General features: G+C 63.8%; 24 protein-coding genes. 13 read left to right on the top strand and 11 right to left on the bottom strand.

The annotated features are described in order from the left end of the window. Nucleotides 1-13 precede the first annotated feature (13 nt). Complete coding sequence (locus AC3G7M_RS05310) at nucleotides 14-745, top strand: SDR family oxidoreductase (RefSeq protein ID WP_489214666.1); 732 nt, start codon at nucleotides 14-16, stop codon at nucleotides 743-745. A gap of 80 nt (nucleotides 746-825) precedes the next feature. Here AC3G7M_RS05310 and AC3G7M_RS05305 read toward each other — a convergent pair whose 3' ends face one another. Genes AC3G7M_RS05305 through AC3G7M_RS05260 form a run of 10 tightly spaced genes read right to left on the bottom strand, consistent with a single transcriptional unit; the run spans nucleotide 826 to nucleotide 8911 of the window. Next, the gene (locus AC3G7M_RS05305) at nucleotides 826-1299 is read right to left on the bottom strand and encodes a nuclear transport factor 2 family protein (RefSeq protein ID WP_489214665.1); all 474 of its coding nucleotides are present in this window, start codon (nucleotides 1297-1299) and stop codon (nucleotides 826-828) included. Nucleotides 1300-1317: 18 nt separating this feature from the next. Next, nucleotides 1318-2259: a cyclase family protein gene (locus tag AC3G7M_RS05300; RefSeq protein ID WP_489214664.1), complete on the bottom strand. Its 942-nt coding sequence runs from the start codon at nucleotides 2257-2259 to the stop codon at nucleotides 1318-1320. Between the two features lie 54 nt (nucleotides 2260-2313). Then, nucleotides 2314-2484: a hypothetical protein gene (locus tag AC3G7M_RS05295; protein ID WP_489214663.1), complete on the bottom strand. Its 171-nt coding sequence runs from the start codon at nucleotides 2482-2484 to the stop codon at nucleotides 2314-2316. Then, nucleotides 2481-3395, bottom strand: coding sequence for an aminotransferase class IV (locus AC3G7M_RS05290; protein WP_489214662.1), 915 nt, complete (start codon nucleotides 3393-3395; stop codon nucleotides 2481-2483). Before AC3G7M_RS05290 ends, AC3G7M_RS05295 begins: the two co-directional genes overlap by 4 nt. 2 nt (nucleotides 3396-3397) lie before the next feature. Then, nucleotides 3398-4456 (bottom strand): branched-chain amino acid ABC transporter permease, encoded by a 1059-nt coding sequence (locus AC3G7M_RS05285; protein ID WP_489214661.1) that lies wholly within the window; start codon nucleotides 4454-4456, stop codon nucleotides 3398-3400. 9 nt (nucleotides 4457-4465) lie between these two features. Next, nucleotides 4466-5380: a branched-chain amino acid ABC transporter permease gene (locus AC3G7M_RS05280; protein WP_489214660.1), complete on the bottom strand. Its 915-nt coding sequence runs from the start codon at nucleotides 5378-5380 to the stop codon at nucleotides 4466-4468. Next, the gene (locus tag AC3G7M_RS05275) at nucleotides 5377-6138 is read right to left on the bottom strand and encodes an ABC transporter ATP-binding protein (protein ID WP_489214659.1); all 762 of its coding nucleotides are present in this window, start codon (nucleotides 6136-6138) and stop codon (nucleotides 5377-5379) included. The genes AC3G7M_RS05280 and AC3G7M_RS05275 overlap by 4 nt, the downstream gene beginning before the upstream one ends. Beyond that, complete coding sequence (locus tag AC3G7M_RS05270) at nucleotides 6135-6911, bottom strand: ABC transporter ATP-binding protein (protein ID WP_489214658.1); 777 nt, start codon at nucleotides 6909-6911, stop codon at nucleotides 6135-6137. Before AC3G7M_RS05270 ends, AC3G7M_RS05275 begins: the two co-directional genes overlap by 4 nt. Before the next feature lie 14 nt (nucleotides 6912-6925). Beyond that, the gene (locus tag AC3G7M_RS05265) at nucleotides 6926-8173 is read right to left on the bottom strand and encodes an ABC transporter substrate-binding protein (RefSeq protein ID WP_489214657.1); all 1248 of its coding nucleotides are present in this window, start codon (nucleotides 8171-8173) and stop codon (nucleotides 6926-6928) included. Nucleotides 8174-8197: 24 nt separating this feature from the next. After that, complete coding sequence (locus AC3G7M_RS05260; protein WP_489214656.1) at nucleotides 8198-8911, bottom strand: GntR family transcriptional regulator; 714 nt, start codon at nucleotides 8909-8911, stop codon at nucleotides 8198-8200. Nucleotides 8912-9133: 222 nt separating this feature from the next. Here AC3G7M_RS05260 and AC3G7M_RS05255 point away from each other — a divergent pair, with 222 nt between their 5' ends. The 12 genes from AC3G7M_RS05255 to AC3G7M_RS05200 all read left to right on the top strand — a co-directional run bounded on the left by AC3G7M_RS05255 (nucleotide 9134) and on the right by AC3G7M_RS05200 (nucleotide 21181). Next, the gene (locus tag AC3G7M_RS05255; protein ID WP_489214655.1) at nucleotides 9134-11164 is read left to right on the top strand and encodes a hydantoinase/oxoprolinase family protein; all 2031 of its coding nucleotides are present in this window, start codon (nucleotides 9134-9136) and stop codon (nucleotides 11162-11164) included. Beyond that, complete coding sequence (locus tag AC3G7M_RS05250) at nucleotides 11164-13122, top strand: hydantoinase B/oxoprolinase family protein (protein WP_489214654.1); 1959 nt, start codon at nucleotides 11164-11166, stop codon at nucleotides 13120-13122. Before AC3G7M_RS05255 ends, AC3G7M_RS05250 begins: the two co-directional genes overlap by 1 nt. A gap of 97 nt (nucleotides 13123-13219) precedes the next feature. Beyond that, nucleotides 13220-13960, top strand: coding sequence for an SDR family NAD(P)-dependent oxidoreductase (locus AC3G7M_RS05245; protein WP_489214653.1), 741 nt, complete (start codon nucleotides 13220-13222; stop codon nucleotides 13958-13960). Further along, nucleotides 13957-14712: an SDR family NAD(P)-dependent oxidoreductase gene (locus AC3G7M_RS05240; RefSeq protein ID WP_489214652.1), complete on the top strand. Its 756-nt coding sequence runs from the start codon at nucleotides 13957-13959 to the stop codon at nucleotides 14710-14712. The genes AC3G7M_RS05245 and AC3G7M_RS05240 overlap by 4 nt, the downstream gene beginning before the upstream one ends. A 68-nt stretch (nucleotides 14713-14780) precedes the next feature. Beyond that, nucleotides 14781-15662 carry a polysaccharide deacetylase family protein gene (locus AC3G7M_RS05235; RefSeq protein WP_489214651.1) on the top strand — a complete coding sequence of 294 codons (882 nt, stop codon included), beginning with the start codon at nucleotides 14781-14783 and terminating at the stop codon, nucleotides 15660-15662. A 3-nt stretch (nucleotides 15663-15665) separates the two neighbouring features. Beyond that, nucleotides 15666-15986 (top strand): hypothetical protein, encoded by a 321-nt coding sequence (locus AC3G7M_RS05230; protein ID WP_489214650.1) that lies wholly within the window; start codon nucleotides 15666-15668, stop codon nucleotides 15984-15986. Beyond that, nucleotides 15979-16998: a CobW family GTP-binding protein gene (locus tag AC3G7M_RS05225; RefSeq protein WP_489214649.1), complete on the top strand. Its 1020-nt coding sequence runs from the start codon at nucleotides 15979-15981 to the stop codon at nucleotides 16996-16998. Before AC3G7M_RS05230 ends, AC3G7M_RS05225 begins: the two co-directional genes overlap by 8 nt. Before the next feature lie 12 nt (nucleotides 16999-17010). After that, nucleotides 17011-17730, top strand: coding sequence for a 5-oxoprolinase subunit PxpA (gene pxpA / locus AC3G7M_RS05220; protein ID WP_489214648.1), 720 nt, complete (start codon nucleotides 17011-17013; stop codon nucleotides 17728-17730). Then, on the top strand, nucleotides 17730-19109 hold the full coding sequence (locus AC3G7M_RS05215) for an acetyl-CoA carboxylase biotin carboxylase subunit (RefSeq protein ID WP_489214647.1): 1380 nt from the start codon (nucleotides 17730-17732) through the stop codon (nucleotides 19107-19109). The genes pxpA and AC3G7M_RS05215 overlap by 1 nt, the downstream gene beginning before the upstream one ends. Beyond that, nucleotides 19106-19975 carry a 5-oxoprolinase subunit B family protein gene (locus AC3G7M_RS05210; RefSeq protein WP_489214646.1) on the top strand — a complete coding sequence of 290 codons (870 nt, stop codon included), beginning with the start codon at nucleotides 19106-19108 and terminating at the stop codon, nucleotides 19973-19975. The genes AC3G7M_RS05215 and AC3G7M_RS05210 overlap by 4 nt, the downstream gene beginning before the upstream one ends. Then, the gene (locus AC3G7M_RS05205) at nucleotides 19972-20952 is read left to right on the top strand and encodes a 5-oxoprolinase subunit C family protein (RefSeq protein ID WP_489214645.1); all 981 of its coding nucleotides are present in this window, start codon (nucleotides 19972-19974) and stop codon (nucleotides 20950-20952) included. The genes AC3G7M_RS05210 and AC3G7M_RS05205 overlap by 4 nt, the downstream gene beginning before the upstream one ends. A gap of 10 nt (nucleotides 20953-20962) precedes the next feature. Beyond that, nucleotides 20963-21181: an acyl-CoA carboxylase biotin carboxyl carrier protein subunit gene (locus tag AC3G7M_RS05200; protein WP_489214644.1), complete on the top strand. Its 219-nt coding sequence runs from the start codon at nucleotides 20963-20965 to the stop codon at nucleotides 21179-21181. Between the two features lie 184 nt (nucleotides 21182-21365). Here AC3G7M_RS05200 and AC3G7M_RS05195 read toward each other — a convergent pair whose 3' ends face one another. After that, nucleotides 21366-25802, bottom strand: a complete 4437-nt coding sequence (locus AC3G7M_RS05195) for a Hint domain-containing protein (protein WP_489214643.1) — start codon at nucleotides 25800-25802, stop codon at nucleotides 21366-21368. Nucleotides 25803-25923: the final 121 nt, after the last annotated feature.

The raw sequence follows: 25923 nt of genomic DNA, 5'->3' as shown, positions 1-25923 counted from the left end.
AGGACGAAATCGGATGGAGATTAAAGACGCCGTTGTGCTCGTAACCGGCGCGTCCTCGGGCATTGGCGAAGCCACGGCACGCGCCGCTGCCCGATCCGGCGCGCGGGTGGTGTTGCTCGCCCGCCGCGAGGACCGGATCGCGGCACTGGCGGCAGAGTTGGGGGATGCGCTGGCGGTCGCCTGTGATGTGACACGCCCGGAACAGGTGCGCCACGCGGTGCAAGCCGCGATGGAACGCTTCGGGCGGATCGACGCTCTGGTGAATAATGCCGGCCAAGGATTGCATGCCACGATCAAAGACATCGGGATTGACGATTTTCGCGATCTGCTCGCGCTCAATCTCATCGCCCCGCTTGTCATGATGCAGGCCGTTATTCCCCACATGCGACACCAGGGCTGCGGGAGCATTGTCAACGTCAGTTCGGGTGCGACCCTCAGGACCTATCCAGGCTCCGCCGCCTATACCAGTTCCAAAGCGGCGCTCAACATGCTCTCAAGCGTCGCGCGGCTGGAGCTTGCCGAGATCGGGATTGCCGTCTCCATCATGCACCCGTCGATTACGGCGACAGAGTTCTACGGTTCTGTGAAATCAGGGCTGGACTCGGCCAGAGCACAGGAGGCCGAGACCACGTCCTTCGCGCATCCGCCCGCGCTGGTGGCAGACAGTATTCTTGATCTGATCAAAACCGGCGATGCACAGGCCGATCTTGTGCCAGAGGACTACGGCGGCAGTTTCAAAGGCTGAATGGCGCCCCGCCGCGCCCTCCCCCATCGTCATGGCCGGAGCGGGCGATGAGACCCGCTTCTTCCAGAGCGGTGACATCGTTATTGCACGGCGATATCCGCCCATCCGTCGGAGAGAGGGGCAAAGAAATTCACATGGAGTGTGAGAGACTTCACAAGCCACCTGCCGTCGACTTTGACATAGACGTCCTCATAGGCCGCGAGCAGGATCTTTGAGACGAGCTTGCCATCTTCATTGACGGTCGCAGGCTCCCACAGGCGCCATTTGCCGTGCGCCGTATCATCGTCCTGAAACGCGATGATCGGGTTCGTCACCAGATGCGCCGCAAAAACCAGAGAGTGCGACACGCTTTTGAAGAAGTCGTGGATGGCTTGCCGCCCTTCATGGCGGCCAAACGGACCGCCATCCCAAACGGCGTCTTCCGTGAACAGGGCCGATAGGCCGTCCGGGTCATAGCCGCGGTCGCAGAGGTCGCAATAGACCGCTTTCAGGGCCCGGATCTGTTCCATCGACTCCAGACGGGCAATACGCTGCTCAAGAGAAAGCGCTTCCATGGCAATCACCTTTCTCAGTTAATGCGTCAGTGGCATCGCCACGGGACGCATCGGCGCCCCGGTCGCACCGCGAAGCTTGATGCAGGCGCCGAAGAAGGCGAATTCCCACACCCGCTCCGCGGCAAGCTCCTCAAGATAGGCCATTTCCAGGATCGGCACGCCGGCTTCCGCAAGCAGATAGGTGTGAACGGGGAAGAAATTCAGCGGATGCGCGCCCGGTGTCTGCTCAAGGGTCAGATTATCCGCGCCGATCATGATCGCGCCGTGCTTGGCCAGAAACTCCGCCCCTTCCCGATTGAGACCGGGCGTATTGGCGACGAAGGCCATGTCCGGCCACAGCTTCATCTGGCCGGTATGGATGAGCACCACATCGCCCGGCTGCAGCTTGAGATCCTGCCGCGACAGACAGGCTTTCAGATCCGCCTCTCCGATGGCGTTGCTCGGCGGCAAGGTGGCGACGCCATGCAGGGCCGCGACGTCCAGCAGCACGCCGCGGGCAAAGATCGGCGGGTGCTTCTCGGCGCCGCATTTATCCCAGGCCCGGCTGCCGAGATTCTTGTCAGCGCTGAAGCCGTTGAAGATCTCGCCATGATAGCCGAAGTGATTGAAGGTATCGATATGCGTCCCGCAATGCGTGTACATCGAGATGCTGTCGCCCGAATATCCAACCAGCTGATTGGCCTCCAGGCTGACGGCCATGCTGTTATCGACGATCTCACCACCGGGCGTATGCGTCATCCAGATCTGGTAGGGTTGGTCGCCCGCGCCAAACCAGCCCGGCATGCCGACGAAATGATCGACCGACAGGTCAAATACCTTCGACGCATCGGCACGGGCCAGGATCGCGGCCCGCGATTGCGCATCGATCAGGTTGAGCATGCCAATCTCATCGCCGGCGCCGTAGGGACTTTTCGTCACCTGATGGAATTCGGCATTATAGGCAATGATCTTCTGCTTCATTGCCTCATCGACGTAGCACGCAACGCACATGTCCTGGGCCTTTCCTGTATAGACCTACCGCCGTGGACGCACGGGGTGCAGCTCACTGGCCTGGCGCTTCGCGTCCCAGGCCACGCACCAGTCGGTGCAGAACAGGGCCTTGCGCGCGGTCGATGGCAGACCGTCTCCGTCGATGAGCAGGCCGCCGCGGACGGTGCCGCCGCGAGCGACGCCCAGGCTGATCATGCCGATACCGCCACGGAATAATCGATGTTGGTGGCGTGCCAGCCTGCGGCCCGTCGATCCCAGAAGTGCTGCCGCAACTGCGCCGAGATCGGACCGGGCCGGTCATTGCCCAGGATACGACCGTCAAGGCGGGCGGCTGGCATGATACCGCCCGCCGTGGTGGCGAGGAAAATCTCGTCTGCCGCGCGCAGTTCTTCCAGCGGCAGCGGCCGCACCGCGCAGGGCAGGCCGAGATCGGCGCAAAGCTCGATGACCGAGCGACGGGTAATGCCTTCCAAGCCGCCGCGATCGGGCGTGATCACGACGCCGTTCCGCACGGCGAAGACATTGAAGCCAGGCCCCTCGGTCACCAGCCCCGCCGCGTCGAGCAGGACGGCCGTGTCGGCGCCCGCGTCATGCGCCTCGAACAAGGCGCGCGTCAGGTCGCCCCAGTGGAAGTTCTTGACCCGCGGATCGATCGAGTCCTCGGGGATGCGTGGTGTTTTGGCGACGATCAGATGGGCGCCGCGCGCCTGCACCTCCGGCGACACCAGCCAGACCCAGGGGATGGCATAGGCGGTGAGGCGGTTGCGGCAATTGGCGGGGTGGGGTTTTAAGCCCGGCTTGGGCCGCCCGCGCAGGCAGTCCATCGCGACATAGGCTTCGCGCAGGCCGGACAGGCGCACGACCTGCATGAGGATCTGCCTGATGTCGGCATCTGTCTCGTCGGGATGCAGGCGGAGCGCGGTCATGGAGGCGCGGAAGCGCGCGATGTGATCATCGAGGCGAAAGAAGGCGCCGTCCCAGACGCCGACCACGTCATAGGTCACGTCAGATCGGCGGTAGCCCCAATCGAGGATCGGAACGGTCGCTTCCGCCACCGGCATGTAGCGCCCGTCGACATAGGCGGCACCCGCACTGTAATCGGCCATTGTCATTCGCCCGCCGCCGTCACGCCATCGGGCACCACAACGAGGGGCGGCGGGCGCCACGGCCATTGCAGCTCCCGTCCGCGGGTAAGGCCGGTCGGCCGAAAGATCATGATCAGGGCCAAGACCAGGCCGAGGCCAATTTCCTGGCTGCCGGGCGGCAGCGACAGCGTCATCTTGCCCAGGCTCAAGCCGCCCTCCAGCGTTCGCAGACCCTCCACCACGCCGGTTACGACGATCACCCCGAGGACGGCGCCGCTGAGGCTGCCGAGCCCGCCCACGACCAGCATGGAGAGCGTGATGAAGGAGAGACTGAGATAGAAGCTGTCGGCGGTGAGGACGCCGAGGAAATGGGCCCAGAGCGCACCGCCGACGCCGACGATGGCGGCGCTCAGCACGAAGGCCCCGAGGCGCACGCGGAAGATGCCGATGGCCGAGGCCTTGGCGGCCACCTCATCCTCTCGCGTTGCGCGCAGCATCAGGCCGTAGCGCGAGACCTTGAAGGCATAGGCGAGCAGGATGGCGCCGGCGGCGAAGGCAAAGGCCACCCAGGGGCCGACGACCGTCGGAATGCCGATGATGGAGCTGGTGCCGCCGGTGACCGAATCCCAGTTGGAATAGACGCTGTTGACGATCATCAGGAAGGCGAAGGTCGCGATGGAGGCGGCGATGCCCGATAGCCGCATGATGGCGGCGCCGAGCACGACGGCCACGAGTGCCGCCAGGACCATGCCGCCGATGACGGCATAGGGAAAGGGGAACTGGCCGTTCTGCAGCCAGTCCGGCAGTCCGGTGAGCATGATGCTCTTCCAGCTCGGATCGACCGTGGCCCAGGCGGCGGCATAGCCACCGATGCACATAAAGCCGACATGGCCGAAGGAGATGATGCCCGAATTGCCGACGAAGACCCACATGCCGACGACCACGACCATGCGAATGAGCATTTCGGTGAGCGACGTCTGCAGCTGATCCCCGCCGAGCACCCCCAGGAAGGTGACGATCGCCACGCCCAGGATCAGCAGCAGCGGGGTGACGAGGCCGCGCAGCATCGTTTGGAGGAACATGACCGGCCTCTACACACGCTCAGCGATGGTGCGCGACGGAATAAGACCCGCAGGACGCACCAGCAGCACAATGATGACGAAGGTGAAGGTGAAGGCATCGCGGAAGACGCGCAGGTCAGGCGGCAGATAGGCCTGCAGCAATGTGGTGACGATGCCGACGAGGAAGCCGCCGATCACCGCACCGGGCAGGCTGCCCATGCCGCCCACCACCACCGCCACGAAGGCAAAGAGGGCGAGGGGCACGCCCATGACATTGCTGAGCGCGCCGGTCTGCGCCAGAAACAGCAGCGACACGGCGGCGGCCAGGATGCCGCTGACGGCGAAGGCCAGACCGATGACAAAGTTGCCGCGCACGCCGAGATACTGGGCCATGCGGAAATCCTCCGCCGCCGCGCGCATTTGCACGCCCCACCGCGCGTGCTTGAGGAACAGCGACAGTCCCACCATGAGCACGATCGTCGTCGCGATGGTGACAAGTTGCAGAACCGGCTCGCGCAGCCCGCCGAGATTGACCTGCGTCGTCAAGGGCGACCACAGGTTCACGGCCTTGGGCCGCGCGCCATAGATCATCAGCACGCCGTTCTGAATCATATAGCTGACGGCGAAGGACGCGATCATCAGCGTGGGTGCCGAACTCCGCCGCAGCGGGCGGAACACCAGCACATCCGTCGCCATCGCAACGATGACGACGATCACACAGACCATGGGAATAAGCAGTTCCCAGTGCCAGGACCCGATCACCATGGTCGCGACCACACTGGTCGAGGGCAGGATCAGCGAATAGGCGCCGATGGTGATGAAGTCGCCATGGGCGAAATTGACCAGTCGTAGAATACCGAACAACAGGCCGATGCCCAGGGCGACCAGGGCATAGAGGCTGCCGAGGCTGAGCGCATCGATCATGTTCTGCAGGAAGTTGATCATGCTGAGACGCCCTCCGTCATGCCGGGCTTGGCCGCGGGTTCCCCAAAGCCGAAATAAGCCGCCTTGATCGCCTCCCCGTCGCGCAGCTCGTCCGCCGTGCCTTGCAGCTGAATGCCGCCGTTGCGGATGACATAGATGCGATCGGCAAACCGCAGGATGCGGTGCGAACTCTGCTCGTTGATCAGCAGGGTCAGCCCTTCCCGCGCCCGCAGCTCCAGCAGGATTTCGTAGACGGAATCGACGATGAGCGGCGCCAGGCCCAGAGAGGGTTCATCCACCATGACCAGGCGCGGGCCGGTCATCAAGGCGCGGCCGATGGACAGCATCTGCTGCTCCCCGCCCGACAGTCGCCCCGCCGGCGAGCGCCACCGCTCCTTCAATCGCGGAAAATAATTGGCCACGCGGTCCAGCGCCTCGGCACTTTCGCGCGACGTTTTGCGAAGATAACCACCGACGCGAAGATTCTCCTCCACCGTCAGGGTGCCGAAGACGTGCCGCCCTTCCGGCACCAGGGACAGGCCGAGGCGGGCGATCTGCTCGGGCTTGCGCGCCGGCAGTTCCTGACCATCGAAGCGGATCGAGCCCGCATAGCGGGGCACGCCGCCCGCGATCGCCGCCATGGTGGTGGATTTGCCGGCACCGTTGGGACCGATGAGGCAGACGACCTCACCCTGGCGCACTTCCATCGACAGACCACGCAGGGCCACCAACCGTCCGTAGCGCACTTCGACATTGGAGATTTCGAGCATGGCGCTCATGGTTCCATACCGAGATAGGCGGCCATCACCGCTGGATTGCCCTGGATTTCGGCGGGCGTACCTTCGGCGAGACTGCGCCCACCATCCAGCACATGGATGCGGTCGCAGACGCCCATGATGACGCGCATATTATGTTCGATCAGCAGCACCCCGCAGTCGAAGCGACTTGGAATGGTCGCGATCCACTCCACGAGATCTTCGCATTCGGCATCGGACATACCGGCGGCGGGTTCGTCGAGCAGCAGGAAGGCAGGGCTGAGAATGAGGGCGCGCGCAATGCCGACACGCCGCTCGTCCGTATAGGCGAGGGTCCCGGCGATGCGGTGCGCCTGGCCCGCGAGACCCACCCAATCGAGCAGGGCCATCGCTCGCAGCTGGGCGGCCCGGCGGGTGGCACCAAGACCGACCGCCGTCACTTCCACATTTTCGAGCACCGTCATATCCCGAAACAGGCGTCCGGCCTGGAAGGTGCGCGCCACGCCCTGTTTACGGAACTTGTCCGGTGACCAGCCTGCGGTCGCATCGCCCGCCAGCAGCACCCGCCCGGAGGTCGGCGCCTGGAACCCGGTGAGGCAATTGACCAGCGTGGTCTTGCCCGCACCGTTCGGACCGATCAGTCCGAAGACCTCGCCGCGTCGCACGGTAAGGCTGACATCGGAGATGGCGGCAAGGCCGCCGAAGCTGACCACTACCTTTTCCGCCGTCAACTCCGCCGCCTGGGGCTGCGCGAGCAGCCCCGGACGGTCGGTGAGGAGGCTTTCGCCCGTTTGCATGCGGCGATCCCCGGTCAGCTGGCTTTCTTCAAACGATAGAGCACGGCAACCGGGATCGGTTCCTTGATCCGCCACTGCGTCACGGCCGTCTGCTTGCCATTCGCGATATCGACGATGGTGAGCGGGATGTCGGTCTGGATATGCATCTTCGGGGTGAAGCTGCGCGGGCCCAGAGCGGTCGGCTCATTGGTGTATTTCTGCATGATGGCAACGACGGGTGCCGCATCCGTGGTGCCAGCCGCGGTGACCGCCTTGCCCCAGAGCTGCAGCCAGGCATAGATCGGATAGGCATATTGCGTGGTCGGCGGCTTGCCGTATTTGGCGGCGTATTCCTCCGTCAATTTCTGCACGGTGGCCAGCGGATCGCCGGATACCACTGCCTGGACCGGGACATAGAAGTCTTTAAGGTTCGGGACGGAGTTGATCCAGTAGGTTCCATCCATGGACGAGCCGTTCAGGATCGGCAGATTGATGCCGCCGTCGCGGAGCTGACGAACGGCGCTCGAGCCGCCGGGCTGGTAGGTGCAGAGCATCAGCACATCGACCTTGTGGTCACGCACCGCGTTGCTGATTCGTGTCACCTGCGAGCTGATCGACGGATCGTCGTTCTTGAAGCTGTCGCTGCCGACAATGGTACCGCCTTCCTTCGGGAAGGCCCAGTTGAAGCCAGCGCAGGTCGATTTGTCATACTCGATGTTGGTATCGTCAAGAACATAGGCATTGCGATAGCCCATCTTCTCATAGCCCCATTCGGCCATCGTTGCGCCTTCAAGCTGCGCAGCCTTTTCGGCGCTGAACGAGAACTTGCCTACGCCGATCACGCCGGCCTTGGGATCGGAGGCGCCGAGGAAGACCGAAATCTTGCCGGCCTTCTGCGCCTGCAGGGCGGCTGGTGCGCCGTAATCGTAATCCGCCGTGGCAAAAACCAGCACAGCACCTTGCTGGATAACCTTCAGGCCGGCGCGGGCACCTTCGACACGGTCGCTTTTGGTATCGGCATAGACTGATTTGATCTGCTTGCCGAGCAAGCCGCCCTTGGCATTGGTCTGGTCGATCCAAAGCTGCGCCATCTTGGTCGCTTCGCCGTCATAGGCGTTCATGCCACCGGACAGGGCAACCGCGAAACCGACGATGATATCATTGTCCGCTGCGCGCGCCTGGCCAGGCATGGTCGCCAGCACGATCGCCGCGGATACGACGCTCGCAAGCGCCCCCAAGATTTTGGTTCTAGTCCTCACGCCAACCCTCCTGCCTGTTTTCACACGGAGAGCCGGCGTGGGGCCGGCTCACTTCACAGGGGTTAGCGGTGCAATCGTTGTGCCACTTGGCCGCCTGCCGGTGCGGGCACGTTCGGCGCGGAGATAGTTCTCCATGATGGCGCCGCCGCCGATGACGAGATCGTCGCGCAGCGCCGCCCGCGCGGCCGCCGGATCGCCTGCGCGAATGGCTTCCACCGCGGCATAATGGAAGTCGATCATGAGCGGCGAGGCCATGGCGTAGTTTTCGCTGATCCAGGGCCCCATACTGAGCCAGAGCCGCCGCAGGATATCTGCCCGCACGGGCATCTGCGCGATGCGGACGATTTCAAAGTGGAACCTTTGATTGAGTTCCGTGGTCAGCGCCTTGTTACCGGCCCGCAAGGCCCTGGCATTGTCGCGAACCAGCCGGTCCAGCCGGCGGATATCGGCCTCGGTTGCGCGCTCGGCGGCGGCGGCGGCGGCGGCCCCTTCCAGTTCGACGCGCAGCTCCCGCACTTCCAGATACTCGTCCATCCCGACGGTGCGCACCCGGATGTCCCGCGGGCTGCGCAAATAGAGTGCGCGCTCCTGAACCAGGCGCAGCACGGCGTCGCGCACGGGGGTCACGCTGGTTCCCATCTGCAAGGCAATAGCCCGGATCTTGAGGCGTTCTTCTGGACGCAGGACGCCCTGGACAAGGCTATCGGACAGGCGCCGATAGATGTCGTCTCCCAAGCGCGCGCTCATTGCATCACTATCCATGGCGCGCGCTTCCTACGACGGGGCGCAGCGCCGCACAAGCGGCGATGGATGCCCGAATGAGGCAAAAGATGATGCATCTAATGTACGAAATCTAAGCATTTTTTGTAACATTGCCCGTGAATGAAGCAGATGGATTCAAAGGCGTTTAGACACCACCCACTCTTGACCACGTACTAGGCAATTGCGCATGATGCATCTTATGATAAAAATGGATCAGCCCTGATGCGGAACCTGCGCGTCGCGATCGATATCGGCGGAACCTTCACGGATGTCTGCGTTCTAGACGAGGCAACCGGCATCCTGCGGGTGGCGAAAACACCGTCTACACCCGATCCCATCGACGGCTTCATGACGGGCCTGACCGCCGCCGACGTTGCCCTCAGCGACGTGACCTTGCTGTCCCATGGCACGACCGTCGCCACCAACGCGCTCATCACGCGCCGGCTGCCGCGCATCGCCATGGTCTGCACGCGCGGCTTCCGCGATGTCATCGAAATTCGCCGGGCGAACAAGGAGGATCTTTGGGACGCGTATAAGGACGTCGCGCGGCCCTATGTGCCGCGGCGCGACCGCCTGCCGGTGACGGAGCGGATCGACGCCGCCGGCGTTATCGTGACCCCGCTGGATGAGACAGAAGCGGTGGATCTGGCGCGTATCCTCCGCCGCCGGGGAGTTGCGGCTGTCGCGGTCTGCTTCATGAACGCCTTCGTCAACGGCGCCAATGAGCGCGCGATGCGGGACATCCTGATGCGCGAACTGCCGGGCGTCCCGGTTTCGATCTCCTCTGACGTGCTGCCAGAGATTTTTGAGCATGAGCGCTTCTCCACCACGGTGGTGAATGCCGTTCTGAGCCCGGTTGTCGGGCGCTACGTGCAAAGCCTCAGCGAGCGCCTGCGCGACGGCGGCTACACCTCCGATCTGCTGCTGCTGCACAGTGGTGGCGGCGTCATGACGCCTGCCACCGTGCGCGACTATGCCGGCCGCCTTGCAGGCTCCGGGATTGCCGCCGGTGCCATTGCCAGCCGCCACATCGCCGGACTTTGCGGCTTTCCCAATGCCATCGGCCTCGATATGGGTGGCACGAGTTGCGATGTCTCGCTTGCCTATGAAGGACAGTCGCGGGTCACCAAGGATTGGGGCATCGAATTCGGCTACCCGATCCGCTTTCCCAGCATCGAAGTACTGACCATCGGTGCTGGCGGCGGCTCCCTCGCCCGCATCGAGGACGGTGCTCTGAAGAACGGGCCGCAATCGGCGGGGGCCCGACCGGGACCGGCCTGCTACGGTGGCGGCAATCGGGTGCCGACGAATACCGACGCGAATATGGTGCTCGGCCGCCTCGGCTCCGGCCTGGCAGGCGGCAGCGTCAGGCTTGACCCTGGCCTGGCCGAAGAGGCGGTGCGCACGGGGGTCGCCGACAAGCTTGGCGTCTCGGTACCCGAAGCGGCTGATGCCATCATCCATGTCGCCAATGCGAACATGGCCGATGCCGTCAGGCTCATCTCAATCAGCCGTGGCTACGACCCGCGTGAATTCGCGCTCGTCGCCTTCGGCGGCGCCGGCGCCCTGCATGGCGCCGCCCTGGCCCGCGAGCTGTCTATTCCCGTCGTGATCGTGCCACCCAACCCCGGCATCACCTCGGCGCTCGGTTGTCTGCTCGTCGATCTGCAGCACGATCTTGCGGAAAGCTACATGATGCCGGCGAGCGAGGTGATGCCGGCCGCTTTGCAGGCGCGCTTCATGGCCCTGGAAGCCACTGCCTCCGAGCGCCTGCTGCATGAGGGCGTGGCTGTAGCGGACATGCTGATGCAACGCAGCATCGACATGATGTATCAGGGACAGTGGCGGTCTCTCGCGGTTTCAGTCGGGGCGGAGATTACCGACGTCGCCGATCTGGTGCAGGCCTTCCATGAACAGCATGAGCGCGAATACAATTTTCGCCGCGACGATGCGCCCGTCACCCTGTTCCGCCTCAATCTCAAGGCAATCGGCCTTGTGCCGAAGGTGGAGCTGAGGAGCAGCGAGCCGACCGGCGTGACTCCCACGCCGATAAGCCGGCGTCCGGTCTATTTCGGGGGCAGTACACCCTACGACACCCCGGTCTATTGGCGGCCGGATCTGCCGACCGGCACCACGATGCAAGGCCCGGCGATCATTGACCAGCTTGATTCCACCACTGTGCTGCCACCGGGGGCAACCATGACGGTTGATCGATGGAGAAATATCATCATGCGTGTGGGAGGCGAGGTCTGATGACCGAAACACCGAACGGCCCGACGCTGGACCCCGTAACCTTCGAGGTTCTGAAGAACTCCTTCATCACCGCCGTCGACCAGATGGCCGAGCAGATGATCCGCACCTGCTATTCCTTCGTCATCTATAATCGTGACTTCTCCAATGCCCTCAATGACGCGAACGGCGATTCCATTGCCCAGGGCAATGGCGATATCGCGGTCCATGTCGGCACCCTGCACTGGACCTGCAAGGACGTGATCCGTTTCTTCGGTGATGACATGCATCCGGGGGACGTCTTCGCCATCAACGACCCCTATGCCGGCGGCACGCATTTCCCCGATGTCCGCCTGATCCGGCCCATCTTCGCGGACGGCAAGCCCATCGCCTTCGCCCAGTCCAACGGACATTGGTCCGATGTCGGCGGCAGCGTGCCCGGCTCCTTCGACGTGCGCGCGACGGACATGTTTCGCGAAGGCTTGCGCATCACACCCGTCCGCCTCTGGGACAAGGGCGTCTTCCGCCGCGACGTTGCGCATCTGATCGCGAGCAATACCCGCGACCCGGCCTCGATCATCGGCGACATGCAGTCCCAGGCCGAAGCGACGCGCGCCTGCGAACGCGAAATCCTCCGCCTCGTCGGCAAATATGGCCGCGAGACCGTGCAGGCGGGCTTTGCCGATGTGCAATCCTTTGTCGAGCGCGTGCTCCGGCAGCGGCTTTCCGCGCTGCCCGACGGTACCTGGGAAACGCAGGATTTCATCGATCAAGATCCCTCGACCGGCGAGGGCATGATCCCGATCAAGGTCAAGCTCACCATCGCCGGGGATCGGGTGATCTATGACCTCACCGGCAGCCATCCCTGCATCGGCACCCTGTACAACTCCGCCTTCGGCGCCACCTTCTCCGCGGTCGTCGCCGGCATGAAAACCTTCTTTCCCGATCTGCCTCTCAATTCCGGCTTCTATCGACCGATCGAGGTGATCGCGCCGGAAGATACCGTGGTGAATGCACGCTGGCCGGTCGCGGTCACCGGCTTTCTCGTGCCCTTCGAGAAGATCATGGGCGCGATCTATGAACTCTGGTCCAAGATCATGCCGGAGCGGGCCATCGCCTGCGTTTTCAACAACGAATATCTTCTCACCGGCGGCCGCGATACGCGCACGGCGGAGAAGCCGATCTTCATGTTCTATGACTGGCTGCCGGGCGGATGGGGCGGCCGCAATGGCCGCGACGGCTGCAATGTCACCACCTCGTCCTTCGGCTGCGGCATGATGTCGCAACCCGTTGAAGGTCAGGAGCGGACAAGCCCGATGCTGACGACGGAATTCCAGATCCTGACGGACAGCGCCGGTCCCGGCCAATGGCGCGGCGGCGTGGGTGCGCGCAAGGGCGCCTTGCTGCGCGAAGCCGAAGGCACCGTCATCTCCTATATCTGCGACCGCGAGCGCGCCGTGGTATGGGGCATTTCCGGCGGCCTACCCTCCATCCCACATGGCCTTACCCTGACCCGCGCGGGGGAAGACCCCGAATGGCTCGGCGCCGTCTTCTCGGATGTGAAGCTCAATTCCGGTGACCATTTCAGCCGGCCGACCGCCGGGGGCGGCGGCTATGGCGACCCGCTGCTGCGCGATCCCATCCTGGTGCGCGAGGATGTGGCGGACGGTTACGTCTCCGTCGCGCGCGCAGCCAAGGATTACGGTGTGGTGATCCGCGTGGTCGATGAGGAATTGGCCGAATATGAAGTGGACGCCGCCGCAACCGAGGTCGAACGAGCCCGCATCCGTGCGGCACGGCACGGCTGGCTCGCCGCCGACCCCGAGGAAATCGCCGCGCGCTTTCGCGCAGGCGAGATCGACGTGATGGACGCCGTGCGCCAATACGCCGTCCTGCTTGACTGGGAAACCGGGGAACTGCTGCCCAAATCGACCGCCCAGCACCGGGAGATGATGCTGAAACGCTCGGCGGCCTTCTGGTAAGGAAGGGTTTCATGGTGCCGCTTGGTGTCCACGCTGTGCCGACGGGGCTGAGCGTCCGCCGCGCCCGCAAGATCGTCGTCCAGGAGGACATTGCCTGATGGCCCGCACACTCGACCAGCATATTGCCATTGTCACTGGCGCCGGCTCCGGCATCGGCCGTGCGGTGGCCCGCAAACTCGCGGCCAGCGGTGCGCGGGTGATGATCGCCGACCGCGACGGAACGGGGGCCGCGCGCCTCGCCGCCGAACTGGGAGAGAGCGCCCTGGCCCATACGGTCGATGTCAGTGACGCTGAGGCGGTTGAAGCCATGGCCGAGGCCTGCAACGCAGCTTTCGGTGATTGCACGCTCCTGGTCAATAATGCCGGCTTCGTGCAGGAGAGTCCGTTCGAGACCCTTTCCGTCGCCGACTGGGACCGCATGATCGCGGTCCATCTGCGCGGCACCTTTCTTTGCACGCGGGCGGTGATCGGCCCGATGCTGGCAGCGGGTGATGGCGTCATCATCAATATGGCGAGCCAGCTCGGCCAGATTGGCGGTATCGATCTCTGCCACTATGCCGCCGCCAAGGCAGGCATCATCGGCCTCACCAAATCCCTCGCCCGCGAGGTCAGCGCGCGCGGCGTGCGGGTGAATGCGGTGGCACCGGGACCGATCGCGACCGATCTCTCCATGGCCCTGTCGGAGGAGTGGCGCCGCAAGAAGACTTTGGAACTGCCGCTCGGACGCTTCGGCCAGCCGGAGGACGTAGCTGAGACCGTGGCCTTCCTCGCCTCGCCCGCCGCGCAAATCTATGTCGGCCAAACGCTCGGCCCCAATTCGGGAGATGTGATGCTGTGACGAAGACGGTTCTGATCACGGGCGGTGGCATCGGCATCGGCCGGGCCACGGCGCAGGCTTTCGGCCGCACCGGCGCGCATGTGCTGGTGACAGATGTGCTTGCGACCGAAGGTGAGGCAGTCGCCGCCAGCATTCGCGCGGCCGGTGGCAGCGCCAGCTTTCATTATCTCGACGTGAAGGATACCGCGGCGGTCGATGCGCTGTTCGCCCTGGCGGAAGACAAGCACGGCGGCGTCGATAGTGTCATCGCCAATGCCGGCATCGCCCATCGCGTGCCGCTGGACAAGATGACGGATGCCTTGTGGGATCATACGCTGGATATCGATCTCAAAGGCGTCATGCGCGTTTTTCGCCGGGCCGTCCCCGTCATGCGCGCGAAGGGCTCGGGCAGCATGGTGGCACTCTCCTCCATCATGGGCATTGCCTATGGCTGGGACGAGCATGTGCATTACTCCGCCGCCAAGGCAGGCGTGGTCGGTCTGGTGCGCGCCATGGCGGTGGAACTCGCCTCCCAAGGTATTCGCGTCAACGGCGTGGCACCCGGCTATATCCGCACGGCACAGCTTCTGTCCGAGGAACATTCGCTTGGTGCCGCAGGCGCCGAGCAGGCCCCCGCCTTCATCCCCATGGGCCGCCTTGGCGAGCCCGAGGATATCGCGGATGTCATTCTCTTCCTGGCGTCCGAGGCTGCCCGTTATGTGACCGGTCAAGTGATTGTGGCAGATGGCGGCCTGCTCGTCGGCCGCTACTGAATACCGCCAGAAACCGTCGATGAGCGAACAGAACGCGGCACGACCCAGACAAGAGAAAGAATGAGATCATGGCGAAGGACATTCTCTGCGGCTTCGGTATCGACGTCGATGCGGTGGCGGGCTGGCTCGGCTCCTATGGCGGCGAGGACAGCCCGGACGACATCAGCCGCGGTCTTTTCGCGGGTGAGGTCGGCAGCCCGCGTCTGCTCAAGATGTTCGACCGCATGGGCGTCAAGACCACCTGGTTCATCCCCGGACATTCGATCGAAACCTTCCCCGAGCAGATGAAGGCCGTGGCCGATGCCGGGCACGAGATCGGCATTCATGGCTATAGCCATGAAAATCCGATCGCGATGACGCGGGAGCAGGAACGCGCGGTGCTCGACAAAAGCATCGACCTCGTCGGCAAGCTCGCGGGCCGCGCGCCCACGGGCTATGTCGCCCCCTGGTGGGAGTTCAGCCCCGTCACCAATGAGTTGCTCATCGAGCGCGGCATCAAATACGACCACAGCCTGATGCATAACGACTTCCACCCCTATTACGTGCGGGTGGGCGATGAGTGGACCCGCATCGACTATTCCGCCCAGCCGGAAAGCTGGATGAAGCCGCTGAAGCGTGGCCAGGAGACCGGCCTCATCGAAATTCCGGCCAATTGGTATCTTGATGATCTGCCACCGATGATGTTCATCAAGAAGGCACCGAACAGCCATGGTTTCGTTAATCCGCGCGATATTGAGCAGATGTGGCGGGACCAGTTCGACTGGGTCTATCGCGAGATGGACTATGCGGTTTTCCCGATCACCATTCATCCTGACGTCTCCGGCCGGCCGCAGGTGCTGCTGATGCTGGAGCGGCTGTTCGCCTACATCAAGGGGCATGAGGGCGTGCGCTTCTGCACGATGGACGAAATGGCGGATGACTTCGCCCGCCGCTTCCCGCGCAAGGCCTGAACCATGTGCGGGCTCTGCGGCATCGTCGGCAATGCACCGCATTGGACGGACGGCGCACCCGCGCCGGCAGCCGCAGACACGCCCGCACGCCGCCGGGCGCGCACAGCCCGCGTCGCAGCCCTTCACCGCGTGCTGACACCACTGGGCCTGACTGTCAGCGACTGGCAGGCCCATGCCTATGTGGTGGCCACGCGGACCGGACGGCAGGAGATCGTGGACAGTATCCCCCATCTCTGGCAGGCGGCCGCGCGGCTGCGCGGCCAGGCCTGCGATCCGCTCGATCTGAGCTTGATCGCGCATCTCGAGGATGATCGGGATGGCTGAGCGTCTGCCCCTGCATCTGATCAGCGGCTTCCTCGGCAGCGGCAAGACAACGCTGCTGCGGCGCATGCTGGATATGCCGGCATTCGGCGACAGTGCTGTCCTTGTCAACGAAGTGGGCGAGATCGGCCTCGATCATCACCTTCTCCGCCATATCGACGGGGAGACGATTTTGCTGCGCAGCGGCTGCATCTGCTGCAGCATGCGCATCGATCTGGGCCAGGCGCTGCGCGACCTTTTGGACCGGCGGGACAGCGGTGCTATTCCACCCTTCAGCCGCGTCATCGTGGAAGCCACCGGCCTTGCCGATCCGGTGCCGATCCTCTCGACTGTGGTGACCGACCCGACGCTTCGCCATCACGTGCGTATCGGTCGCGTGGTGACCGTGGTCGATGCCGTGAACGCGTGCCTGCAATGGCGCGCGCAGCCGGAATTCGCGAAGCAGGTGGCGGTCGCGGACCGTATCCTGCTCAGCAAGACCGATCTCGCTGATCCCGATGCGGTGGCGGCCCTGCTGCCGCGGCTTGCCGCCATCAACCCGGGCGCCGACATCGCCACGCTCTCCGATCCTGATCTGGATATCGCGTCCCTCCTCACAGAACCGGTGGGAGAAGCCGCCCGGCAGCGAGAAGCGCTGGCCTGGACACGGCCGCCCGCCGCGCGCTTCACCGCCGATCGGCCGCATGCGGCTGCGGTGCAAAGCCTCTGCCTGGTCTTCGACCACGCGATTGACTGGGCACGCCTTGGCATCTGGCTCACCATGCTGCTCCATGCCCATGGCGAGCGCGTGTTGCGGGTCAAAGGCCTGCTCGCGGTGACAGGCACAGATCATCCGATTTTCATCAATGGTGTGCAGCACATCATGCATCCGCCGCTGCATCTGGATGCCTGGCCGGACGCTGATCGGCGCTCGCGCCTGGTCTTCATCATCCGCGACCTACAACCCGATCTGGTGGAACGGTCGGCGCGAGCCTTTCTCGCCCCCGCGGTCACCCCCGTTCCCGCCTTCGCCTGAGGGAGAATAGTGATGCCGAGCCTGCTCAATTGCGACATGGGAGAGTCCTACGGACTCTACAAGCTTGGCGATGATGCGGCGATGATGCCGCTGATCGATGTCGCCAATGTCGCCTGCGGCTTCCATGCCTCCGACTTCAACCATATGCGCGCCACCGTCAGGCTCGCGAAGCAGCATGGGGTGAAAGTCGGCGCCCATCCGTCCCTGCCGGACCGGCAGGGTTTCGGCCGTCGCGAGATGGCGATGAAGCGCGAGGAAATGGCCAATTGCCTCATCTACCAAATCGGCGCGCTGAAGGGTTTTCTGCAAGCGGAGGGCATGGAGCTGAACCATATCAAGCCGCATGGCTCGCTCTTCGGCATGGCCGGACGGCTGGAGCATATTGCCGACGCCGTCTGCGATGCCGCCGACGTCTTCAAGGTGCCGCTTTTCGGGATGCTCGGTACGCTGCACGAAACCGTCTATCCAGCCCGCGGCATTCCGTTCCTCGCCGAGTATTACGCCGATCTGGACTATGATGATGACGGACGACTGATCATTACCCAGGTGCATGACGCGGTGGACCCTGGGCAGGCCGCCGCCGGCTGTATCCGCGCCATCCGCGAAGGCCTCACCCGGTCGGTGGGCGGCCGCGATATCCGCGTCGGCGCTGAGACCATCTGCGTCCATTCCGATACGCCCAATGCGGTCGAGATCGCGCGCGCCGTGCGCGCCGCGATTAGGGTGGCGTGATGCGCAAACTGCTGATCGCCAACCGCGGCGAAATCGCAGCCCGCATCATCCGCGCGGCGGACAGCCTCGGCATCGCGACCGTCGCTGTCCATTCCGAGGCCGATGCCACTGCACTGCATGTCTCCCTGGCCGGTGAGACAGTCGCGATAGGCCCGTCCCGCCCGGCGCAGAGCTATCTGTCGGTCGAGGCGATCCTGGCCGCCGCGAAGCAGACGGGCGCGGATGCGGTGCATCCCGGCTATGGGTTCCTGGCGGAGAACGCGGCATTCGCGGCGGCAGCGGAAGCGGCGGGTCTGACCTTTGTCGGTCCCGCACCGGACCAGATTGCGCTGATGGGAGACAAGGCCCGGGCGCGGGAGGCGGCTGAGGCCGCCGGCGTGCCGGTTCTGCCCGCCAGCCGCCGCATCGCGCCTGGTGCGCTGGACGGGCTTGACGCGATGGCGGCAGCCGTCGGTTTCCCGCTTCTGGTCAAGGCCGTGGCCGGTGGCGGCGGCATTGGCATGCGCCTGGTGCCGAAGCCTGGCGATCTGACGGCCGCAGTCGAAGCGCTGCAATCCATGGCGGCGCGCGCCTTCGGCGACGGCACCGCCTATCTGGAGCGCTACGTCGCTGCCGCCCGCCATGTCGAGGTGCAGGTCTTCGGCTTCGGTGATGGCACGGCGATCCATCTGTTCGAGCGCGAATGCTCCATCCAGCGGCGCTTTCAGAAAATCGTTGAGGAAAGCCCCTCGCCGGGCATCTCAGCCGAGACGCGCGCCGCCATGTGCGCCGCGGCCCAGGCTTTGGCCGCGCGCGTGGGCTATCGCTCGGCCGGCACAATCGAATTTGTGGTGGATGACGAAACCGGCGCCTTCTACTTCCTGGAGATGAACACGCGCATTCAGGTCGAGCATCCGGTGACGGAGATGATCACCGGCGTCGATCTCGTCGCCGCCCAGCTCCGCCTTGCCCGCGGTGACGCGATGGACGATCTGCGCCCCGGCGTCGCCGCGCGCGGACACGCCATCGAATGCCGCCTCTGCGCCGAGAACCCCGACAAGATGTTCCTGCCCTCGCCGGGCCGCATCACGCGCCTCGCCTTTCCCGCCGCCCCCTTCTTGCGCATTGATGCCGGCGTACGCGAGGGCGATACCGTGACCGCGTTTTATGATAGCCTTCTCGCCAAGATCATCGTCCATGCCGAAACGCGAGCCGAGGCGATCGCCGCCATGACCGCGGCGCTCGACGGATTGATCATCGACGGCATTGTCACCAATCGCGATTTTCTCCGCCGCCTGATGGCGCATGCCGCCTTCCAGTCCGGTGAGACGCTGACCGGCTTCATCGACACCCACCGGGCGACGCTCTTCCCGCCCCAAACCGGAGAGACCGCGGCATGATCTACCCAGAGCCACGCTACCTGCCCGGCGGAGACCGCTACATCCTCGTCGAATTCGGCAATGAGATGAATCTCGAGCTGAATTTCATGGCCCAGGGCCTGGCCGCCGCCATTGCCGAGGCACGCATCACGGGCGTGATTGAGACCGCACCCTGCTTCGCCTCCATGCTGGTGCATTACGAGCCCGAGCTGATCGGCTTCGACGATCTGGTAGTGGAACTGGGCCGGCTGGTCGCCGGCCTCGGCCCTTCGGATGCGCTCGAACTCGACAGCCGCCTTTGGTATCTGCCAGCCGTCTATCTCGATCCTTGGACGCGTGCCTGCGTCGAGGATTACATCGCCAAGATCGCGCCCAAAACGCCGGACCCGGAACTGATGGTGGAGCTGAACGGGCTGCGCGACGTGGACGACTTCGTGCGCGTCCATTCCGGCACGGAATACTGGGTGGCTTCCTTGGGCTTCTGGCCGGGCCTGCCCTTCATGATGGCGCTCGACCCGCGCGCCAAGATGACGGCCCCCAAATACAACCCGCCGCGCACCTGGACGCCCGGTGGCGCCATCGGCCTCGGCGGCGCATCGACCGCGATCTACCCCGAGGCGCTGCCCGGCGGGTATCAGATTTTCGCGCGCACGCCGGTGCCGATCTGGGATCGTACCCAGCGCTTCAGCGCCTTTGAGGGATCGATCTGCCTGTTCCGTCCCGGGGACCGGGTGCGCTTCGTGCCCTGCACGGTCGCGGAGTTCGAGGCGATCGAGCGCGAAGTGGCGGACGGCACCTATCAATACAACATGGTGGGCTACGGGAAATTCTCCGTCGCCCTCTACAAGAGTTGGACCGCATCGCTCGGCGCCGGGAGGGGGTCATGAGTTTCACCGTCATCAAGCCGGGTCTCGAAACCTCGGTGCAGGACTGGCCGGGCCGCTACGGCTTCTGGAACCAGGGTTTTCCGCCCTCGGGGCCGATGGATAGCTGGTCCTTCCGCCTCGCCAATCTTCTTGTGGGCAATGCGCCCGGCGCGGCCGCGCTTGAATGCCAGTATATGGGCCCAACGCTGAGCTTCGCGCAGGAGACGGTCTTCGCCGTGACCGGCGCAGATATGCAGGCGAGCCTGGACGGCGTGCCGGTGCCGCTGTGGCAAAGCCAGCGCGCGGCACCGGGTCAGGTGCTCAGCATGGCCTTCGCCAAGCTCGGTACGCGCGCCTATATCGCCTTCGCGGGCGGCATTGCGGTGGAGCCCTGGCTCGGCTCCATGGCGACCTTCCATAAGGCAGGCATCGGCGGTGTCGGTGGCCACGCGCTCAAGGCCGGGCAGACCGTGCCACTCGGCACCCCCACGGCGAACGCCCGGCCCGGCCGCGCGGTTCTGACCGGCGCCCGGCCGGTGATTGCGACCGCAAGGCGATGGGAGATCGAGGTCGTGCCCGGCCCGAATGATGACTGGATCGATGGCGCCGGGCATGAGCGGTTCCTGTCGACCGACTGGAAGCTCTCCGGCAAGTCCGACCGGACCGGCTTCCGGCTCGATGGGCCGGACTGGAGCTTTACGGAGAAGGCCATCACCAAGGCGCCGGAACACGGCTCCCTCCCCTCCAATATCATCGACCAGGGCTATCCGCTGGGCGCGATTAACCTCGCCGGGCAGACGCCCATCATCCTGGTCAATGACGGGCCGTCCATGGGTGGCTTCATCAACCCCTATACCGTGCCGCAGGCCGCCTTCTGGAAACTTGCCCAGTCCAAGCCGGGCGAGATCTACCGTTTCAAATCAATCAGCGTGGCTGAGGCGCAGGCCATGGCCCGCCAGCTCGGCAGCATTTGCAGCGACGCCTCCATCACCGGCTGAGGAAAGAGACATGGCAACCGAAGTGCGCACCCAGACGGCGGGCAATATATGGAAGGTGCTGGTCGCACCGGGGGATGTGGTGGCGGAAGGCGACACCCTCTTCATCATGGAAGTGATGAAAATGGAGGTGCCGCATACGGCGCCGGAAGCCGGCACCATCACCGCCGTCCATATCGTCAACGACCAGGAAGGCCTGGACGCCGACGCGCCCGCCATCGATATCGGCTGAGGGACCGGGCCTAGCCCGCCGCATCGTCGCTCTCAGCCTGCTGCTGGAAGACTATGCCCACGCATAAGATCTTCCAGCGTCCCATCAGGCGTTATAAGGTGCCGGACGGTGCCGGAACGCCGGTCAAGACCTCACCTCCCTTCGGGAAAACGATCGCTGACCGTGTCACCAGGGCTGACGCGGTCTAGCAGGTCGCTGCAGACGTTTTGAACCGGCTGATGTCGTTGTTTCCAGCGGCGGTACGGCGTTCAAGCTGCGCCCGCACCCGGTCTATCTCCGGGCCCGCGATGACGAGCGGTGCATAGCCAAGTGCTGCCCAGAGCAGCTGGGCATCAGATTCCGCCGGCGCAAAGCGCGGATGGACCTGGATAACCGTGCCGCCATTGGCGAAGGCCGCACGCTGTCCGGTTTCAAGATAGGTTTCGGCGGGCAGGTTTTCAGCAAAGATCACGTCATGCTCGCCAAGCTCCACATGATAATAGGTAACATGCGGACGAGCCACCTGAACGATGCTGTCTCCGTTGATGAGGTATTTCACCGGGATGAGCACGCCTTCCAGGAATAGCGCATGATCGGGCGACAGATAGAGATCGCGCGCCGGCTGGCCTGGGCCGAAGGCATGGGCTGCAACCCGAATGGGCATAATGCTGGCGGGGGCTGGATGGCTGCTGCAATCGACAGCACGATAGCCGACCCATTGCACGGGCTTTGTGGTGCCATCAACTGTTATCACAAGATCGCCGGCAACGAGCGTTTCTACGGCGCGCTCGCCCGCGGGCGAGCGGATGCGGGTGCCTTCCGCGAAACAGGCGATAACCTTGAAACCGATCACGCCATCGGCGAGATCGAACATGACACTGACACCCCAGAAGGCGTTGAGGCCGGTATTGACGTAGCCGACCGTATTGCCAATCGCATTGCCGTCGGAGATCGAAGCCGTGCCAGCGCTCTCCTCCAAGGCCCAGCCGGAGGTGATCGTTCCATTCACAGTAATGCTGGCGGCGGAGAGAGTCAGACGAGATGCGTTATTGACCGAGGATATAACGGATGAATTGACGACGGTACCGCTATGGATTTCAGTTGTCGCTGCACCCGTATCAAAAACGTAGTCGGTTGGAACCTCTAAAGTGCCGCTGAGATAGGAGTTGACGATCAGCATGCCTTCGGCCAGCAATTCCTGGTAGCTCGTTTCGCCGGAGCCGGCGAAGGTATCGAGCCCGTTCGCGCCTTGCATGGCGATGATCGTGGTATAGCTTGCAATGTCATCGGCTGTCAGCCCAACCTGCAGTGAGCCAATACCGCCTGCACCATCGGTTGATTCATTACCGACGGTGACAGCGAATCCGTTGCTGGCGCTTGAGGGAAACTGAGACAGAATATTGTCGATGCCGCTTTCGGCGGAGCTGAGCCCGACACCAAAATCGCCGTAGAAATAGTCTTGCAGCGGCGCGCTGGTGACGATGCCGGTCGTGTCGCTGTTCCAGCTCGTGGGCGTAAAACCTTTCCCGCTCGGATCATCGGCGGAGCTGATCAGCCCGACATTGGAGCTGACACCCACGTCACTGCCAGAACTGGTCTGGAAGGTGATCGTGGTCGATACGGTCTGCGCCGTATAGGTATTGCCGCTTGTATAGTAGAATACCGACGGGTCGTTGCTGACCGTGGTATAGGACGACCACCAGGTCGGATTATAGACGGCGTAAAGGCCGGTGCCGCCGGTGTCGAATTCATACATCTTATAGGTAGCACCGCCATCCAGGCTCAGCTCGATACCAATCTTGTATTGGTCACCAAAATTCAGAACATAGAGCGGGATGTCATAGGTGGTCGTGCTGCCGGCGGAGGATGTTATGCCGCTGTCTGATGAAGATGAGTAGGAGACCTCAAGCCCGCCTGTTTTCGTACTCGAGAGGACGAAGCTACTTGTATAGCTTGAGTCTCCATCCAGAACGACTGTCGCCGTTTGCTCGATGCTGCCACCCGAGAGAATGCCCGAGACAACCAGCGTATGGCCGTTGATCAAGGCGTAGCTGGCGCTGCCGCCGGAGATCATGTCAAAGAACAGATGGTCCGACTGCGCAAAACCACTCACGGTCACCGCGCTTGTCGGCGAGGCGGCGAAATCGAGCGCCCCCTCGATACCGGAGAAGGTCACATCGCCTGTCAATGTGGCCGCTGCATCGACGATCAGCGTGCCGCCCGCTTCGATGACGCTGTCCCGCGCGGTGCCGCCCGATTCAACCTCCAGGCTGCCGTAATTCTCGATAACCGCACCGCTGATGACGCCTCCGGCCAGCACATAGGCGGATGCCCCGCTGCTGACCACGAGCCCATCGGCCTGTGTACCGCTATAGGCGCTGATGGTGTTGGAACCGGCCAGAATAACGACATTGCTGGATATAACGGTGCCGCCGCTGAGGATGGGTGCTGCCGCTTCCGCCGCCCCGGACAGAAGAATGAGCGTGCCGCCCGAACTGACGATATCGCCGCTGCCCAGAATGGCGCCGCTTTCAAGCAGGACGATACCGCCCTGACCAATGGTGTCGCCGGTGATCTCTCCGGCGATCGTCATCGTGCCGCCCTCAACCAGAACGGTGCCCTGGATCAGGCTTCCTGACAGAAGTCCGCCTGCGCTGGTATAGGCATTGACAGAGGGCGTACTGCTTTCGACAACGGCGTAGCTGCCGCTTTCAAGATCGGCATCTGTCAGTGTGCCGAAAACATAGGCATTGCCCTCGGGCGTGACCGTCACGCCCGCGGCCACACCGCCGAAATCGATATCGAGATTGCCACCAGCCAGCACCGTCACGCTGCTGACATGGCCAGGCACAGTCGCGATGCCGCTTGTGATATCGCCGTCCACCACAAGGTTGCCGCCGCTCTGCACCGTGATCCGGCTGGCCGAGCCCGCGGCATCGACAGTGACGAAACCTTGGTCGCCGATGCTGAGCGCGGACGCCATGCCGCCGGAAAAGACGTAGAGGGCGCCGCCATCGGTGACGGTCCCGGAAAGAGCGGAACCACCCGAGGAAACCGTCTCCACGGCATTGTCAATTGTGACACTGCTCGTCGTGCCACCGGAATAGACGCGCAGTTGCGCGCCGGAGGCGGCGATACCGCTGAAGACGCCCCCTTGCAGCACGAAGCCTTGCTCCTGCGCCCCCAAACTGCTCGAGTCGGCAATGACCGCGACCCCGGCACTGGCAGGCAATGCGGAGATGACGACAAGACCACTGGACAGGATTGTCCCCGAACCGGAGAGACCCGTCGTGGCGCCATCGACGGCGATGACAGTGCCGCCATGATCGACTTTGCCGCTGATACTGGCGCCCCCCAGGGCGACCACGACGCCACCGGAGCTGACCGTCAGCGCCTCGATCGTCGCACCGGAACTGGCCACCGCCCAGGCGCCGTCGCTCAGGGTGAGGCCCGAGACCAGGCCCTGATCCAATACCGCCACCAGGCCGCCATCGGCGGTGACATCCTCGGCCTCGCCGGAGGCAGAGACGAACAGCGTTCCACCCGCGGACAGGGTCGTCCTGATGGCAAGCGCGGCGGAACTGATCAGTTCCATGCCGCCGGATGAGATCATCGTGTCCAGCGTGGTGCCCGCAGATCTGACGATCTGCTGGGCATTGTCCGAGATCGTGTCGCTGGTGGCGGTGCCCGCCGAGGACACGAATTCATAGGAATGATCCGTGAGCGTGCCATGGCTTTCCTTGCCCTGAACGACAAGAATCGCGCCGGAAACAAGGCTATCGACAGCCGTTCCGCCGCTCATCACCACCAGAGAGCCGCCCGAGATGACAGTGGTGTGGCTTGCATAGCCGCGCTCGGCGACGATTTCCGTGCCCGCAAATCCAATTGTGGTGGAAAGGCTGGTGCCGCCGGCAGAAACAGTCAGCACAGCATCGGTGGAGAGCGTGAGACTTTCTGTCTTGCCGCTGTCAAAGACGGTCACGCTGACGCCCGATGTCAGCAGGTCGCTGGTCAGATCCCCACCGCGCAGCACAAAGACCTGCTCGTCGCTGGAGGACAGGGTCAGGGCAGACAGGCTGGAGCCGGATGTCGTTTCGACCCAGCCATTGGACCCCACGGCTGACAAGACCGCGACTCCGCGGCTGATCACACTGCCGGAAATATTGCTGCTGCCCGACTCGACGGCAAGGACAAACCCACCCTCTGCTACCGTTCCGCCGGCATTCCGCGGATCGCTCAAGATGAGAAGGCCACCACCTTCGACGGTGAAATGCTGAAGGCTCGTATCGTCCGCGGCCTGCAGCAAGCCGCCAGCTGAAATGGTTGCACCCGTGATCGCGCCGCCGGAATAGATGAATTCAGAACCACCGGAGGTGATCATCACGCCGCTCGCCACACCACCGCTGCTGATAGAAGCTGTGCCCGCTGAAGCGACGACGGTATTGTTTGCCGTTCCGCCCGCGAAGACGATCTGCTCCCCCCCGAAGGAGATCGTGCTGCTCTCATCCAGGCCAAGCACATACTCGCTACCAAGGATGGTCGCGGAGATAAGGGCGCCACCGTCCTCCACCGTGATCGTGTCGGCTGAGCCAATCACATTGCCAGATGAAACAACGCCGCTTTCAACAAAAAGCTTTGTCACGATTCGGCCCTCTACCTACGAGATGTCTCTGTATCCCATGACGTTTCGCTGCGCGAGTCCTATCATGTTTGTAACAACATCGACGCAGTTGTATCGAACACATCACCAGCGCCTGGATTTG

The sequence above is a fragment of the Acidisoma sibiricum genome (genome assembly GCF_057837225.1).
This window is presented reverse-complemented; position numbering and strand designations above follow the sequence as displayed.

What these genes read in the sequence shown, in the direction of transcription:
- AC3G7M_RS05310 (WP_489214666.1), top strand. Translation starts at nt 14, where the DNA reads ATGGAGATTAAAGACGCCGTTGTGCTCGTAACCGGCGCGTCCTCGGGC.
- AC3G7M_RS05305 (WP_489214665.1), bottom strand. Translation starts at nt 1,299, where the DNA reads ATGGAAGCGCTTTCTCTTGAGCAGCGTATTGCCCGTCTGGAGTCGATG.
- AC3G7M_RS05300 (WP_489214664.1), bottom strand. Translation starts at nt 2,259, where the DNA reads ATGAAGCAGAAGATCATTGCCTATAATGCCGAATTCCATCAGGTGACG.
- AC3G7M_RS05295 (WP_489214663.1), bottom strand. Translation starts at nt 2,484, where the DNA reads ATGATCAGCCTGGGCGTCGCTCGCGGCGGCACCGTCCGCGGCGGCCTG.
- AC3G7M_RS05290 (WP_489214662.1), bottom strand. Translation starts at nt 3,395, where the DNA reads ATGGCCGATTACAGTGCGGGTGCCGCCTATGTCGACGGGCGCTACATG.
- AC3G7M_RS05285 (WP_489214661.1), bottom strand. Translation starts at nt 4,456, where the DNA reads ATGTTCCTCCAAACGATGCTGCGCGGCCTCGTCACCCCGCTGCTGCTG.
- AC3G7M_RS05280 (WP_489214660.1), bottom strand. Translation starts at nt 5,380, where the DNA reads ATGATCAACTTCCTGCAGAACATGATCGATGCGCTCAGCCTCGGCAGC.
- AC3G7M_RS05275 (WP_489214659.1), bottom strand. Translation starts at nt 6,138, where the DNA reads ATGAGCGCCATGCTCGAAATCTCCAATGTCGAAGTGCGCTACGGACGG.
- AC3G7M_RS05270 (WP_489214658.1), bottom strand. Translation starts at nt 6,911, where the DNA reads ATGCAAACGGGCGAAAGCCTCCTCACCGACCGTCCGGGGCTGCTCGCG.
- AC3G7M_RS05260 (WP_489214656.1), bottom strand. Translation starts at nt 8,911, where the DNA reads ATGGATAGTGATGCAATGAGCGCGCGCTTGGGAGACGACATCTATCGG.
- AC3G7M_RS05255 (WP_489214655.1), top strand. Translation starts at nt 9,134, where the DNA reads ATGCGGAACCTGCGCGTCGCGATCGATATCGGCGGAACCTTCACGGAT.
- AC3G7M_RS05250 (WP_489214654.1), top strand. Translation starts at nt 11,164, where the DNA reads ATGACCGAAACACCGAACGGCCCGACGCTGGACCCCGTAACCTTCGAG.
- AC3G7M_RS05245 (WP_489214653.1), top strand. Translation starts at nt 13,220, where the DNA reads ATGGCCCGCACACTCGACCAGCATATTGCCATTGTCACTGGCGCCGGC.
- AC3G7M_RS05235 (WP_489214651.1), top strand. Translation starts at nt 14,781, where the DNA reads ATGGCGAAGGACATTCTCTGCGGCTTCGGTATCGACGTCGATGCGGTG.
- AC3G7M_RS05230 (WP_489214650.1), top strand. Translation starts at nt 15,666, where the DNA reads ATGTGCGGGCTCTGCGGCATCGTCGGCAATGCACCGCATTGGACGGAC.
- AC3G7M_RS05225 (WP_489214649.1), top strand. Translation starts at nt 15,979, where the DNA reads ATGGCTGAGCGTCTGCCCCTGCATCTGATCAGCGGCTTCCTCGGCAGC.
- pxpA (WP_489214648.1), top strand. Translation starts at nt 17,011, where the DNA reads ATGCCGAGCCTGCTCAATTGCGACATGGGAGAGTCCTACGGACTCTAC.
- AC3G7M_RS05215 (WP_489214647.1), top strand. Translation starts at nt 17,730, where the DNA reads ATGCGCAAACTGCTGATCGCCAACCGCGGCGAAATCGCAGCCCGCATC.
- AC3G7M_RS05210 (WP_489214646.1), top strand. Translation starts at nt 19,106, where the DNA reads ATGATCTACCCAGAGCCACGCTACCTGCCCGGCGGAGACCGCTACATC.
- AC3G7M_RS05205 (WP_489214645.1), top strand. Translation starts at nt 19,972, where the DNA reads ATGAGTTTCACCGTCATCAAGCCGGGTCTCGAAACCTCGGTGCAGGAC.
- AC3G7M_RS05200 (WP_489214644.1), top strand. Translation starts at nt 20,963, where the DNA reads ATGGCAACCGAAGTGCGCACCCAGACGGCGGGCAATATATGGAAGGTG.